Annotated in this window: 15 protein-coding genes; 13 read left to right on the top strand and 2 right to left on the bottom strand. The window is 65.2% G+C overall.

The genetic code is table 11. The features are described 5' to 3' along the window. Window positions 1-4 precede the first annotated feature (4 nt). From gpW to I5E68_RS09920, 13 genes are all read left to right on the top strand, one after another. Window positions 5-217 carry a gpW family head-tail joining protein gene (gene gpW / locus I5E68_RS09980; RefSeq protein ID WP_197163385.1) on the top strand — a complete coding sequence of 71 codons (213 nt, stop codon included), beginning with the start codon at window positions 5-7 and terminating at the stop codon, window positions 215-217. Beyond that, window positions 214-1,917 carry a phage portal protein gene (locus I5E68_RS09975; protein ID WP_197163383.1) on the top strand — a complete coding sequence of 568 codons (1,704 nt, stop codon included), beginning with the start codon at window positions 214-216 and terminating at the stop codon, window positions 1,915-1,917. The genes gpW and I5E68_RS09975 overlap by 4 nt, the downstream gene beginning before the upstream one ends. Beyond that, window positions 1,914-3,188 carry a S49 family peptidase gene (locus I5E68_RS09970; protein ID WP_197163380.1) on the top strand — a complete coding sequence of 425 codons (1,275 nt, stop codon included), beginning with the start codon at window positions 1,914-1,916 and terminating at the stop codon, window positions 3,186-3,188. Before I5E68_RS09975 ends, I5E68_RS09970 begins: the two co-directional genes overlap by 4 nt. Before the next feature lie 44 nt (window positions 3,189-3,232). Further along, window positions 3,233-3,703 carry a hypothetical protein gene (locus I5E68_RS09965; RefSeq protein ID WP_197163378.1) on the top strand — a complete coding sequence of 157 codons (471 nt, stop codon included), beginning with the start codon at window positions 3,233-3,235 and terminating at the stop codon, window positions 3,701-3,703. Between the two features lie 32 nt (window positions 3,704-3,735). Beyond that, on the top strand, window positions 3,736-4,830 hold the full coding sequence (locus I5E68_RS09960; protein ID WP_197163376.1) for a major capsid protein: 1,095 nt from the start codon (window positions 3,736-3,738) through the stop codon (window positions 4,828-4,830). A gap of 57 nt (window positions 4,831-4,887) precedes the next feature. Then, entirely contained in the window at window positions 4,888-5,283 is a 396-nt protein-coding gene (locus tag I5E68_RS09955; RefSeq protein WP_197163374.1) for a hypothetical protein, read from the top strand. Window positions 5,284-5,289: 6 nt separating this feature from the next. Beyond that, window positions 5,290-5,661, top strand: coding sequence for a hypothetical protein (locus I5E68_RS09950; protein WP_197163371.1), 372 nt, complete (start codon window positions 5,290-5,292; stop codon window positions 5,659-5,661). Next, a complete protein-coding gene (locus tag I5E68_RS09945; RefSeq protein ID WP_197163369.1) occupies window positions 5,658-6,290 on the top strand; it encodes a hypothetical protein in 633 nt (210 codons plus the stop codon). Before I5E68_RS09950 ends, I5E68_RS09945 begins: the two co-directional genes overlap by 4 nt. Continuing rightward, the gene (locus tag I5E68_RS09940) at window positions 6,283-6,834 is read left to right on the top strand and encodes a hypothetical protein (RefSeq protein ID WP_197163367.1); all 552 of its coding nucleotides are present in this window, start codon (window positions 6,283-6,285) and stop codon (window positions 6,832-6,834) included. Before I5E68_RS09945 ends, I5E68_RS09940 begins: the two co-directional genes overlap by 8 nt. A gap of 55 nt (window positions 6,835-6,889) precedes the next feature. Further along, on the top strand, window positions 6,890-7,666 hold the full coding sequence (locus I5E68_RS09935) for a phage tail tube protein (protein ID WP_197163365.1): 777 nt from the start codon (window positions 6,890-6,892) through the stop codon (window positions 7,664-7,666). Window positions 7,667-7,684: 18 nt separating this feature from the next. Beyond that, a complete protein-coding gene (locus tag I5E68_RS09930; RefSeq protein ID WP_197163363.1) occupies window positions 7,685-8,134 on the top strand; it encodes a phage pre-tape measure protein in 450 nt (149 codons plus the stop codon). An 86-nt stretch (window positions 8,135-8,220) separates the two neighbouring features. After that, window positions 8,221-8,379, top strand: a complete 159-nt coding sequence (locus I5E68_RS09925) for a hypothetical protein (RefSeq protein ID WP_197163360.1) — start codon at window positions 8,221-8,223, stop codon at window positions 8,377-8,379. Between the two features lie 6 nt (window positions 8,380-8,385). Beyond that, a complete protein-coding gene (locus I5E68_RS09920; protein WP_197163358.1) occupies window positions 8,386-12,981 on the top strand; it encodes a phage tail length tape measure family protein in 4,596 nt (1,531 codons plus the stop codon). 73 nt (window positions 12,982-13,054) lie between these two features. Here the strand turns inward: I5E68_RS09920 and I5E68_RS09915 are convergent, their stop codons facing one another. Both I5E68_RS09915 and I5E68_RS09910 read right to left on the bottom strand, forming a co-directional pair. Beyond that, entirely contained in the window at window positions 13,055-14,155 is a 1,101-nt protein-coding gene (locus I5E68_RS09915; protein ID WP_197163356.1) for a right-handed parallel beta-helix repeat-containing protein, read from the bottom strand. Beyond that, complete coding sequence (locus I5E68_RS09910) at window positions 14,152-14,304, bottom strand: hypothetical protein (protein WP_197163353.1); 153 nt, start codon at window positions 14,302-14,304, stop codon at window positions 14,152-14,154. Before I5E68_RS09910 ends, I5E68_RS09915 begins: the two co-directional genes overlap by 4 nt. Window positions 14,305-14,494 lie beyond the last annotated feature (190 nt).

Below are 14,494 nucleotides of genomic sequence, written 5' to 3'. Positions count from 1 at the left end.
CGCTATGGCGACCCTGCAAGAACGGCTGGACGAGGCTGAAGCAGCCTTCCACGACCTGCTTATCGGCAAGGCGGTAGCCGAGGTGCGCGACGCCAACGGTGAGACCATCCGCTATACCCAGACGAACCGCGCAGCGCTATCTGCCTACATCGCAGATCTGAAGCGACAGCTTGGAACGACGAGCGTCAGCGGGCCGCTGCGGCCGTTCTTCACATGAGCGCCCCCCTTCCCCAGGACGAATTCGACGAACTGCTGGCCGCCCCGGCAGCACCCCCTGCCGCGGTCAAGGTCCCGCCGTCGGCAGGGGGTGAAATGGCCTACGGCGTGCACGAGGCTGCCGACCGGGAAAACTCGACGATCGGCCTGTGGTCGCCGCCGCTCCAGTCGGTTGATGCCGACATTCTGCCCGATAAGCCGATTATCGATGCCCGCGCGCGGTCCATGCTGTCGAACGACGCCTTCGTGCAAGGCGGTTCGAACCTGCACAAGGACAATATCGTCGGGTCGCACTACCTGCTGAACGCACGACCCGCATCGCGCGTTCTGTTCGGCCGGGTCGACGATGCCTGGGAGGAGGAATTCCAGGAGGAAGTCGAGGAGAAGTGGGAGCTCTACGCCGACTCCCCGGATGCATGGGTCGATGCGGCCCGGCAGAACAACTTCACCTCGCTGGTTCGCATGGCGGTTGGTATCCACCTCATGGCAGGCGAGGTCCTGGCCGCCGCCGAGTGGGTGCGCGATGACGGGGCACCCTTCCGCACGGCGATCCAGATGATCGAGCTTGATCGCCTGTGCACCCGCGAGGACATACCGGGCGCGGCCATCGACCCGATGGTGCGCGCCGGTATCCGCTTCAACGCCCGCAACGCGCCGGTGGCCTACCAGATCCGCACGAAGCAGCAGTTCGACTACGGTCCCGTGCGCTTCGGGGAAATCGCCCGCTGGAAGGAAGTCGCGCGCCGCCGCCCCTGGGGCCGGATGCAGATCGTCCATCTTTACGAGACGCTGCGTCCTGAACAGACGCGCGGCATCACCGAAATGGCCAGCGCCCTGTCGGCGATGAAGAAGACGCACACCTGGCGCGACGTGAACATCCAGCACGCGGTGACGCAGTCGCTCTATGCTGCCGCGATCACCTCAGACCTTCCGACCGAGATGGTCTTCGCACAGCTTGGTGGCGGAAACACGTCGCCCAAGGCCATGCAGGACGCGGTGTCGAACTACGCCAAGGGCTTCCTCGGATCGGTATCACAGTACGTCGGCAAGGCGCGCGGGCTCCAGATCGACGGGGTGCAGATCCCGCACCTCTTCCCCGGAACCAAGCTGGACATGCTCTCGCCTGGTAAGGGTGGCCCGCTCGGTCAGGAATTCGAGCAGTCTTTGCTGCGTTACATCGCGGCCTCGATCGGCGTCTCCTACGAGCAGCTTTCGCGCGACTACACGAACACCAACTACTCCTCGGCCCGCGCCGCGATGACCGAAACCTGGAAGTTCATGCAGGCGCGCAAGAAGATGATCGCCGATCGCTTTGCGACGATCGTCTACCGCCTGTGGCTGGAAGAGGCGATACAGACCGGGCAGATCGAAACCGCGAAGCGCCCGGGTTTCTCGATCTATGCCGGTCGCCGCCTTGGTCTGTCCTTCGATGCGATCGCGCGCTGCGACTGGATCGGCGCCTCGCGCGGGCAGATCGACGAAGGCAAGGAAACCGAAGCCGCCATTGCGCGCATCAACGCGGGCCTCTCGACCGCGGAGGACGAGCTCGCCCGGCTGGGTAAGGACTGGCGCAAGGTGTTCCGCCAGATCCGCCGCGAACAGGAACTTCGCCGCACGCTCGGTCTCGTGCTCCCCGGTCTCGCCGGCGGAGCCCCCGCCCCTTCGGCACAGGCACCCGAACAGCAGGACACTGCGTCATGAAGCCAAACTACCTCATTTCCCGCTTCGCCGGCGAACCCGCGCTGATCGAGCCCGGCTGCGAGGTCCGCTTCAAGGCCTGCCTCGAGCAGGCAGAGGCCGCCGAGTTGCCCGCGCTGGCGAGCACCGAGGATTTCTGGTCGGAGGACTACGCGTGGGTGCGCCCCTACGAGGTGTCGGCAGACGGCATCCTCTCGATCCCCGTGCGCGGCGTCCTGCTTCACGACTTTCCCTATCAACTCTTCTCGTGGGCGACGGGTTACACCTACCTCCAGAAGGCTTTCGAGCGCGGCATGGCCGACGCCAACGTGCGCGCCGTCGCCTTCGTGATCGACAGCCCGGGCGGCATGGTGGCCGGTTGCTTCGATGCCGTCGACAAGATGGTCGCAGCCAAGACGAAGCCCGTTCGCGCCTTCGCGCACGAGGCTGCCTATTCTGCAGCCTATGCGATCGCGAGCGTCGCCGACCACATCGCGATATCGCGCACCGGCGGTGTCGGCTCGGTCGGCGTGGTGACGATGCACGTCGACCTGTCTCGGGCGATGGAAGAGCGCGGGATCACGATCACCTACGTGCACGCAGGTAAGCACAAGGTCGACGGCAATCCGCACGAACCGCTGGCGGACGATGTGAAGGCGCGCATCCAGACGCGCATCGACGAGCTCTACGAAGTCTTCGTGGCCTGCGTGTCACGAGGTCGCGGGCTGGACGTACAGGTGGTTCGGGACACCGAGGCCCTCACGTTCACCGCAACTCAGGCCGTCGCCAACGGCTTTGCCGATTCGATCGGCAGCCTTGACGACACCTTCGCCGCATTCGCGGCATCGCTGGACGACCCGTCCGACAACCCAGGAGAAGACCCTATGGCTGAAAAGACCCAGCCCATCGAGTCGGCGGTCGACCAGGCCGCCCACGAACAGGCAGTCGGCGCCGCGCGCGCCGAAGGCTACACCGAAGGCGCTGCAGCAGAACGCGAGCTGATCTTCGCGATCCTCGACAGCGACGAGGCCGCAACCCGTCCTGCAGCCGCCCGCGCGCTCGCAGCCGAAGGCGGCCGCACGCTCGAGGCCGCGACGGCATTCCTTTCGAAGCTGCCGGCCGAAGGCAAGAGCAACACCCACTCGGGTGGGCAGACCTTCGCCGAGGCGATGGAGCACGGCAACCCCGAGCTCGGCGCAGAGGGTAGCGAAGACGCCTCCGCGCAGGACGACGAGGACGACAGCACCTCGGTGCGCGATCTCGCCAAGCAGATGGGTCTCAAGGGCTTCGCCTGAACCCCGGCACCGCCCTCCCCTTCCGCACACGAAAGGTCTGAAAAATGCCCAACGTCAACACTTCCTACCAGAGCGCGGACACCTACGGTACGCCCGCGTTCGAAGAGCTCGACACTCTCGTCGATTCCAACCTGCTTGCAGGGTCCGAACCCAAGCTGTCGCCCACTTCGCGCATCCTGCTCGGTGACAGCCTGGATCTCGCGCAGTTCACCGTCGTCGGCATTGCTGCAGGCAAGCTGGTGAAGGCGACCTACAACGCGACGCTCGGTAGCGCAGTCGTCCCGGTGGGTGTGCTCGCGCATGCCGCCAGCTCGGGTGCGGCCAATACCAGCGTCTATGGCGAACTGCTGCCCGGGGGCTGCTTCAACGCCGGGTCCGACGACGCGGGCACCGACAGCCCTCTCGTCTGGGACGCTTCGTTCGACACCCTCGCCAAGAAGACCACCTGGGAGGGTGTGCTTCAGAACCTGGCGACGCTGGTGTTCCGTTCGCGCTTGGGCGGCAACGCCTCGTAATCACCCTGCAGCCATAGGAAAGGACATAGACCATGGGGAATCCCTACGAGCTGTGGACGCCGCGCAAGTCGCTCGGCATGTTCCGCGATACCAAGCCCGAGGAATGGTATTTCGGTCAGTATTTCACCGCGCAGATGCGCTCGACCGACGAGTACATCGATTTCGAGAAGCTGCCGATCCGCAGCCGCAAGCTCGCGCCTTTCGTCAAGCCGCTTGGCCGCGGCCATGGCGTGTTCAGCGACGAACAGCGCGGCTACCGCTTCAAGCCCGCCAACGTGGTGGTCGAGGACCCGGTCGATCCGCTGCGTCCGCTGACCTTCCAGCCCGGCATCGGTGAATCGCGCTTCCAGCAGCGCAAGCTGACTCCGATGCAGCGCCTGGAGCTGATCAAGGCGCAGATGCTCCTCGAATTCCAGCTTGCTGTCGAGCGTCGCTGGGAATGGATGAAGGCCAAGGCCATCATCGACGGCAAGGTCACCTGCACCTACAAGGACGGCAGCGAAGTCCTGGTCGACTTCCGCCGCGACGCGGGTCACACCGAGACGCTGACCGCAGGCAACCGTTTTGGCGACAGCGGCGTGTCGATCCTCGACAAGGTCAAGGCCATCATCGACACGATGACCTCTGCCGAATTCGGAGGCGTTCCCGATCGCATCACGATCGGCACCGACGTTGCCCCGGTCTGGCAGGCCGACGAGGAAATCATGTCCCACATGGACATCAACCTCAAGGGTGGCGTCCACTCGGTCGATCGCGGTATCCTGCCCGGAAGCGCGATGGAAAAGGTCTACAAGCTGGGCGAGCTGGCAATCGCCGGCGGCTCGGGCCGGACCATCGAGATCTGGGTCAACGGCGAGGATTTCCAGACCGACACCGGCGTGGCGACGCGCTATCTCGGCGCCAAGGACATGGTCGTCACCGCCCGCCCGAGTGCGATCATGGGTTACGAATGCTTCGGCATGATCGTCGACCCGGATGCCGAGTACGAAGCCCTGCCGATGTTCCCCAAGAACTACACCATGCAGGACGGCCGCGTGAAGGTCGAGCATGTCTCGATCGAATCGGCCCCGCTGTTCGTGCCGATCAACCCGAACGCCACCTACAAGGTGGCCTCGGCGGTCGCCTGACCTGAAACCCGGAACGGCGGGACATTCGCGCCCGCCGTTTCAACTATAAGGTGATATATGACCCGGACCAAGACTCCCAAGGCACAGGCAGCGAAGCCTGCCACCAAGACCGTCGACACCGTCGAGACCGACGCCCGCGTCGAACCCGTCTTCGCCATCCACAAGGTCACCTACGGCAAGGGCAAGACTGCCATGCCGACCCAGATCTTCGTGCCCGCGACGGAAGGTGAACGCGATGAACTGCTGCTGCTCGGCGCCGCGCGCGACTGCGACGAAGGCGAACTTCTCCTGGCCGAGAAGCTGGGCCTGCTCAAGCCCGCCGAAGTCAAGACGGAAGCATCCAACCCGCCCCCGGCTTCGACCCCGGCTGCTTCCGACGATGCCTCGCAGGCTCCCGCCGATACCGCCAGCGACGCGGCATCGAGCCCGGCCTCGGACGACGACATCACCTGACGCGCAATGAGCCGCATCCGCGACATCAAGCGCAAGGCACGCCGCGACCGGCACAAGGAGCTGTCGGTCGCGGCGTACTATTTCCCGGTCGCGGGCGCCGCATCGCGTCCCTGCACCGTGCGCACCTGGTTGCGCGTCGACGAGATGACGACTGGCACCGACCCTGACGGCGGCGCCTCCATGGCCAATTCCGAGGAGCGCGTGCGCTTCCACCTTCCCGAGTTTGCCGCTCCGCTGCGCCGTGGTGCGCTGGTGTCGATAGCGGCCGGTGAAGGGTATCGCATCGACCATCTCTATCCGGTCGATGACGAATTCCAAACCGCGCGTGTCGTGCGCCTTTCGCCCGCCGACATGCAAAGCCTGCCGGTGCCGGTATGACGAGTTTTTCCGCCGAGAGCCGGCTGCTCGACTACGTCGTGGCGATCGAGGGGATCGACACCGCGCGCGACCTGGAGTCGCTGCCGGCAGCAATCCGCATGGCTGCAGTGCGCGCGGTCAACACGACCGTCGCACGCACGCGCACCGACGCTTCACGCCGCATGCGTGAACAAGTCGCCTTCCCGGCACGCTATCTCGACAGCCGACAGGACGGACGGCTCGCCGTCACCCAGAAGGCCACGCGCGACCGGGTCGAAGGGCGTATCACCGGACGTTTTCGACCAACCACGCTGGCCCGTTTTGCCCGCAACCGCACACCCAACCGGCGCGGCGGGGTCACGGTGGAGGTGGCACCCGGCTTCGCCAAGTTGATGCGGCGCGCCTTCATCATCCGGCTGCGCGGGGCAGACGGCGAGCTGGGCAATCTCGGCCTCGCGATCCGCCTGCGCCCGGGCGAGACGATCGAGAACAAGCGCAAGCAGGTCACGCGCATGAAGAACGGCCTTTCGCTGCTCTACGGTCCGAGCGTCGATCAGGTGTTCCGCACCGTGGCCGGTGACGTGGCCCCCGACGCGGCTGCGTTTCTCGAGACCGAATTTCTCCGACTTCTGGAACTGGATGATGCCTGACACCTTCAAGCTGCGCGTGCTCAAGGCGATGACCGCGGCCTTCAAGGAAATTTCCCCTGCGGACGGGTACCAGTGCGACCTGTCGGACTTCGACCCCGGCGACGGGGTGCCCGTCTCGCGCGTCTATCGCGGGCGCGCTTGGTTCGGCGAGAATGACCCTGACACGCTGGTCAGCGTGCTCGAGGCTCCGGAAAATGCCCAGATGCTAGGCGAGCCGCCCGCATCGGCAACGGCGGGTGAATGCGACTGGGGCTTGCTGGTCCAGGGCTTCGTCGAGGATGATCCGGTCAATCCGACCGACAGTGCCTATCCGCTACTGGCCGACCTTCGCCGTCGCCTCGCCGCCGAGCGGGTGCGCAAGGCGCCAGACAGGTTGCACCAGCCCGCCCCCTTCGGGTTTGGAGGTCCGGGGCCCAATCGCATCACCGAGGTCAGGTTCGGCTCAGGCGTGGTGCGCCCTGCCGATGAAGTTTCGTCGAAATCGTGGCTGTGGCTGCCCGTCACCCTGCGGATCGTCGAAGATGCCGCCGATCCCTACGCCTAGCGTTCGGATCAAATATCAACTATAGAGTGAAACGCAACTTGAAAGGTGAGTCCACATGGCTGCTGAAAACTACACCCTGGGTCGCGGGGAGCTGCACTTCAGCCCCTTCAAGACCGGCACCTACACCCCCGAAGGGTTCCGCTACCTGGGTATTACGCCCTCGTTCAACCTCTCGATCAGCACGAGCTTCCTCGATCTCTACAACTCCGACCACGGCGTTCGCGAGAAGGTGGAGCAGGTCCCGCTCGAGACGAGCCGCACCGGTTCGCTGACCTGCATCGACATGGACGTGAACAACATCGCCGCGTTCTTCTTCGGCGAGGCGAACGTCGTGACGCAGACCTCGGCCTCGGCAGTCGAGGAAGTGATCCCGGCGGTGATGCAGGGTCGTTCTTACCAGATCGGCATGAGCGACGCGATGCCCACCGGCGTCCACTCGATCGCCAACGTCATCGTCGAGGTCGCCTCGGTCGCCAAGACCTTCGGCGTCGACTACCTCGTCAACGAGGATCTCGGCATCATCACCGTTCTCGACGGCGGTGGTATCGCAACCGGCGATTCGATCACGGTCACCTACGATCGCGAGGCGAAGGCCATCGAGCAGGTCACCTCGGGCACCGAACCGATCAAGGGCGCCCTGCGCTACATCGCCGACAACCCGCAGGGTCAGAACTTCGACTATTTCATGCCTTACGTGAAGATGTCGCCTAACGGCGATTTCGCGCTCAAGGCCGAGCAGGACTGGCAGCAGCTCCCGTTCACCGTCGAGATCCTGAAGCGCACGAACGTTGAGGCCATGTACCTCAACGGTCGCGCCTACACCCCGGCGTAAGGAGGCAGGTGAGACACGATGGGACTGCGTAATCTCACGTTGCCGACTAAACAGGTGCAGGTCGCGGATGGTGTCTCGTTCACCGTCCGCGGCCTCGCGCCGTATGATGCGCTCGGCCTCTATTATCGCCACACCGGCGAGCTTTCCGCGCTGTTCGACAAGCTCGCGCTCAAGGGTAGCGTAGAACCGGGCGACGTGTCTGCCGTCACCACTGTCGCGGTCAGCGCCGCGCCGCGCGTGATGGCCGAGATCATCGTCGTGGCCGAGGGGACGGATCCTTCGGACGAGGTGTTCGAAGAGGAAGTGCGCGCCGCGCTGAAGCTGCCCGCCGCCGCGCAGATGGACGCGCTCGGCAAGATCGCGGATCTCACCTTCACTTCGGAGATGCCGCCAAAAAAATTCCTCGCCGTGGTCCTCGCACTGGCTCAGGGGGCCGCGGCGAACCTGCCCGCGAAGCCGCAGACCTGAAGGAATGGATCTGGGGCATCCGCCGCCAGGTCAGCCTGCTCAAGGCCGAAGGTCACCCCGACGCCGAGTTCTATCCGATTGGGATGATGAAGGACGAAGCCGAGCTCATCGTCGAGCGCCAGAACCGGGCCTACGCGACAATCGGGATGGTGGTGCAGTCGGCGACCGCGACGACCGGAATGACCGCGAGCAAGGAAGCATGGGACCAGTTCACCGGGCTGATCGAAGGCCTGAACGGAGATTAAGAGCCCATGGCGAAGCGTGATGTCGATCTCGTAATCCGCGCCAAGGACGAAGCGTCCAAGGCATTCGAGCGCGCAGCCGGTGCCATCGAACGACTGGTCAGCCTCAACGCGCGCGCCGGTGCCAGCGCATCGAGCAGCGGGTCGGAATTCGAGCAGATGGCGCTTCAGGTACTGAACCTGGACCGCGCCATGGCCAAGGCGAACGGCCGCTACGACGATGCGGCACAGGGTCTCGCGCGACAGGCCACCGAGATCGTCGATTACAATGCGCGCCTGTCCGCCCTGCGTGCGCAGATGCAGTCCGCGGGCGAAGCGGCCGACGTGATGCGCACGCAGATCGTCACCGCGTCGCTCGACGGCGGGGACACCGCACCCTATGTGGCCCGGCTCCAGGCGGCACAGGAGGAGATGGCGCGCCTTGGCCGTGAGGCCGGAAAGCTGGAGCGCACGCTCGCCGCCGCGCAGTCGTCCTATTCGCGCAACGCCGATGCCCTTGGCGATGTGGAAGCGGGCCTGCGCGCCATGGGCGCGGCAGCCTCTTTCGCCCGGCGCGAATCCGAAGACGTGACCCGTTCGATGGAGCAGCAGGAGAAGGCTGCGCGCAAGTCTGCCGCCGTTCTCCAGACCGTCGAGGCTTCAACCGGGGTGACGCGTGATCGCGGCGACTATGACCAACTGGTCGCACAGATCGAGGAGGCGGACGCGGTCGCGCAGAAGGCTGCCGCACGCGCCGAGGCCGTGGAGCGTGAGAAGGCCGCCGCTACGGCAGAGACCAACCGCCGACTGGTCGAGCAGGGTCGTCTTCAGGCAGCGCTTGCCAGCATCGACCAGCGCGCCGGCGGCGCAAAGGCTGCCGATACCCTCTTGGCCGAGCAGCTTCGCGAAGAGGCGGAACTTGCGCGCACCACCGAGCGCGCCGCCGAGGCTGAAGAAAAGAAGACTGCCGCCGCGACCGAGACCAACCGCCGACTGGTCGAACAGGGGCGCCTGCAGGCAGCAATCGCAAGCCTCGATCAGCGCGCCGGCGGCACAAAGGCTGCCGATACCCTCCTGGCCGAGCAGCTTCGCGAAGAGGATGCCATCGCAACGGCATCGGAAAAGGCGGCCGCTGCCGAAGCGCAGAAGGCAAGCGCTGCTGCCGAGACCAATCGCCGACTGGTGGAACAGGGACGGCTGCAGGCAGCAATCGCCGACCTCGACCGGACCGGCGGTGGCCCGCGCGCCGCAGACACGGCCCTTGCCGACATGCTGCGCGAGGAAGCCGAGGCTGCCAAGCTCGCCGATCGTGCGCTGCGCGAGGAGACCGAGGCGCTTGCCTTGCTGCGTGCGCAGATCGACCCCCTCGCCGCGATCGAGGCGCGTCTTGCCGAAGAAACGCGCAAGCTCGCGCGCTGGCACGAGCAGGGCAAGATCGAGGCCGACGAATACCAGGCCGCGCTCAAGCTGCTGCGCGCCGAGGCCGACCGCGCCGCGCGCAACCAGGGCATCGACGGGATCGATTCCAAGGGGCGACCCTCGTTCATGGGGCTCACCCCCTACCAGCTCACCAACCTGAGCTACCAGATCAACGACATCTTCACGCAGCTCGCCTCGGGCACCAGCCTGATGCAGACGCTCGCGCAGCAGGGTGGACAGATCGTCCAGATCTTCCCGCGCGTCGGTGCAGCCATCGCGACGGGTCTCACCAGCGCCCCGGTACTTGCGATCACCTCGGCGCTCGGTGTGCTCTTCTTCGCAATCAAGCGAGCGGCTGACGAAGCCGAGAGGCTGCGCGAGATTCAGGGCACGCTCACGATCGATGCAGACGGGCCTTCGCGCAGCGCTGAAACGCTGTCTCGCGCGGCGACCGCGATCGACGACTACGGCGCCTCTGCCGAGGATGCCCTGGCCGCGGTGCGCACCTTCATCAAGGAAGGTGTCGACGATTCGCGCATGGAGCAGTTCGGACGCGTCGCGCAGGACACCGCCGACGTTCTGGGTGTCGAGATGGTCAAGGCATCCGAGGATGTCTCGCGCGCCTTCACTGGCAGCTACGAGTCCGTCAAGGAGCTCGACGAATCGCTGAACTTCCTCACCTCGAGCGAGCGGGAGCTGATTCGCAGCCTGTTCGAAGAGGGGCGCGCGACCGAGGCGCGCAACACCGCGCTCGACATCTACGCGCGCAAGATGGACGAAGCCGCGTCGAAGATGCGCGGCCCCTGGGGCGATGCCGCTCGTGAGCTCAAGGGTGCGTGGAGCGAATTCCTCGATCTGATTTCGGACAGCGAGCCGTTTGAGGAGGCCGGTCGCTTCCTCGAGACGATCGCGCGCAACGCTGCGGCCGCGCTTCGCCGGCTTCGCGGCACCGAGACTGCCGAGGACATCACCCAGCAGATTTCCCAGACGCGCGCGCAGATTGCCTCGGTCGAAAAGCAGCTCGAGGGCGCCCTGCCCGGAACGCGCGGCGGCCTGGAGGCTGCGCTCAAGGGGTACAAGGAACAGGAGACCTCGCTCAAGCAGCAGCTTGCCGCGATCGAGTCCCAGAACGTGGCGCTCGAGGACCAGGGCGACACGCTCGCGACCAACCAGCAGCGCACCGAGAAGGCGACCGACGACCTGCGCCGGGCGACCAGTGCGGCCAAGGAGCTGTCCAAGCAGACGCTGAGCGAGGTGAAGACCGAGGCCGGTGATGCGGCCGACAAGTACCTCGAGGAGAATTTCCGCTTCGCTTCGGAGGCCGCCAAGGCCGAATACCGCCGCGAGAAGATCGCCGAGGCGACCGCCAAGTGGTACGAGAAGCAGGCCGAGGCGGCCGAAAAGATCGCCCGGGCACGCGAACGCGAGATCCGCCAGTTCAACAGCCGCGTCATCGGGGCCGAGGGTGGTGCTGCGAAGAATCCGAATTCCAGCGCGCAAGGGTACGGCCAGTTCATCGAGACCACCTGGATCGACCAGTTTTCCAAGGTCTACAAGGAGCAGGCCGAGACGCTATCGCGCGAGAACATCCTTGCCCTGCGCAACAACAAGGAAGTCGCAAGCGGGATCATCGACAACTACGCGCGCGAGAACGCCAAGTTCCTCGAGAGTTTCGGGGCGCAGGTGACCGCGGGCAACCTCTACCTCGCCCACTTCCTCGGCGGCGCGGGCGCCAAGGCCGTGCTGACTGCCGACGGCGCGACGCCGGTCGACCAGATCATTCGCGCCCAGAACCCCAAGACCGCCGATCAGGTCCTGTCGGGCAACAAGTCATACCTGCGCACCGAGGGCGGCAAGGGTCGCTATCGTACCGCTGACGAGCTGGAGACGTTCATCGCCGGGCGCGTTGGCGACACCGGGCGCGAACAGACATCGGGTCAGGTCGCGATTGCGCGGCTTGAGGACGATCGCGCCGAAAAGCAGGACCGCTTCAATCTGGCCGTGAGCCAGGAGAACGACGAGCGTCAGCGCACGATCGACAGCCTTACCGCGCAGGCCGGTCTGCGCGACACCGCGTTGATCGCGGCGCAGAAGGTCGTCGCGGTCGACCGCGCTGAAGCCGAACTGCGCGAGAAGATCGCCCGCACGAACGAAAACCTGAAGCCCGGTCAGGAAAAGCTCGTGCTGACCGAGGAGCAGATCACCCGCACGCGCGAGCTGGCCGCGGCCGAATTCGACCTGCAGACCGCGCAGGCACAGACGCAGGCCCGCCTGACCGAAGTGCAGCGACCGGTCGATGACCTGGTGGCCCAGCGCGACGCCCTGCGTGACCAGGCGGATCTTTACCGAGACCTCGGGCAGACCGAGCTTGCCGACGCGCTGACGCCGCAGATCCAGCAGATCAATTCGGAACTGATCGATGCGCTCGAGACGCTCAAGGCGTTCTACAACGGGCTCAGCGAACTGGAGCGCGTGCAGCTCGGTCTCACCGCCGACGGAATTGCCGCGATCACGACCCAGATCGAGACCGCGCAGCAGGGCTCGACCGAGTGGCTGACCTACATGGGAATCAGCGGCCGAACGATCGCGCAGCAGTTCTCGCAGGGTATGACCTCGGCGATCGACCGCTTCTCCCAATCGGTCGCGCAAGGGTCGAACGTCTTCGGCTCGCTGCTCAGCGCCTTCCGCCAGTTCGCCGCCGACTTCCTGCGCCAGATCGCACAGATGATCCTCCAGCAGATGATCTTCAACCTGATCTCGGGCCTCTTCCAGGCGGGCGCAGGTTCTGCCCTGGGTGGCACCAGCGGATCGGCCTCGCCCGTCTCGGCACTGGCCGGCGTCAAGGCCCACAGTGGCGGTGTCATCGGCGACGAGGCGACCTATGGCGCGAATACCGGCGTGATTGCGGTGCAGCCCCACTGGTTCAAGAATGCGCGGCGCTACCACAGCGGCGGTATTGCAGGCCTTGCGCCTGACGAGGTTCCCACCGTGCTCGAGCGCGGCGAGGAAGTGCTGACCCGCGCAGATCCACGCCACCGCGCGAACGGCGGGAAGGCTGGAGGCAGCGGAGACATGAAGGTCACCGTGGTCAACACGCTCGATCCGGGCGATTTCATCTCCAAGGGGCTTGGAACCGGCCCCGGCGAACGCGCCGTGCTCAACTTCATCCGCTCCAATTCCAGCGCGGTGAAGCAGGCGCTGGGCTGACCCTGAAACGAAGAGCGCCGCACCTCTCATCGCGAAAGGTGCGGCGCCAACGTTGCGGGGTTGAGAAAACGGATCAGGCGCGGCGCACGTAGCGCTCATCGTAGAAGGCCAGCAGTTCGTCCGTCACACCGGCAGGGAGCGCAGGCGCAACCGGGGCGACCGGGCGGAAGCGCGCCATCCATTCGGCAACCTTCTCGTCGATCGCATGCTGCGGCCAGGGTTCGACCCATTCGTTACCGCTACCTTCGGGCACCCAGCCCGGGCGCCACGTCACGCCGGTTTCGTCGCGGTAGTAGAAGTGTTCGGCCCGGTTGTCATTGGCCGTGCCGGTGAACGCCGTGAGCCCGAGCTTGCCGATGACGTGCTTGTCCGCGAACTTGCCGCTCGCCCAGGCGTTGCCTTCATACCCGACCACCAGATTGCGGCTCGTCTCCCCGTTGCCGTGGTTGACCAGACCATGGCCGCCCTGGGTGAAGCACAGGTTGTCGACCATGTCGACGTTCTCGCAGTTCGGCTGCTCGGGGTTCTCGTCCATCGACCCGTCGAGCAGATAGGGACGATTGAACAGCGCGGTGAATTCGACACCACCGGCACCGACAAAGGCAAGATTGTTGGAGACGAGGATGTTGCGCGAACGCTTGGGGCCTTCCTTCGCATTGTAGAACGGCGCGATCTGCACGCCGTCGCGGTGCGAGGCTTCGTTAACGAGCCGGAAGCGGGTGAACAGGTTGGCGTCGATCACGCCGTTCTGAGACCCGAAGACGCGGATACCGTCTTCGCTGCAGCCAGTAAAGTCCGACCGGGTGATGGTGAAGCCGTCGACTTCCAGCAGGGCCAGGCCGCTGCAGGCGAGTTCGACCTTGATTTTCTCGATCACGATCGAGGCACTCTTGCGGAAGTGGATTCCGGCGGTCCCCTTGGCGGCTTCGACACCTTCGGCCAGCGTCACCCGGACATCGGGCTCGACGGCGATATTGGTGCAACTGCCGAAGTAGAGACCATCCTCCTCACCGGTGAAGATCGTGATGCCGGTGCCGATGACGATATTCTCGGCCTTCGACGTGCGGCAATACTGCAGGCCGCCGTTGGTATATCGGGTGTTGCTCGCGAGCGCCTCGCGCATGAGGGTGCGACCCTCGAGGTCGATTGTGACAATTTCGGTCTGTGTGGTCATTTCGTTCGTCTCCGGGAGGGGGTTTTCCTGCGCCGGTTCGCGCGGCGCAGGGCAAGCAGAACGATCAAGGCGCCGATCGAGGTGAACCAGAACACCGCGACGACGACCGCACACTGACGCGGCGACAACCCGGCGCTCCACTTACCCATCTCGACTCGCTCCTTCGTTCAACTCACGGTTGAATTATCACGCCGCACTTCCATTATCAACATTTAGGTGATATTTAACCCGGATGCGGACCGATCCTGCCACTGTCGATATCTGGTCGTTTCCGCCCAACTGGCAGCGCCCGTTTCGCGTCTCGCGCGAGTTCGGCACCACGGTATGGCAATCGCGATC

The sequence above is a fragment of the Novosphingobium aureum genome (assembly GCF_015865035.1).
GTDB lineage: Bacteria > Pseudomonadota > Alphaproteobacteria > Sphingomonadales > Sphingomonadaceae > Novosphingobium > Novosphingobium aureum.
The sequence above is the reverse complement of the archived record's forward strand: the minus strand, read 5'-3'. Positions and strand labels throughout refer to the sequence as shown.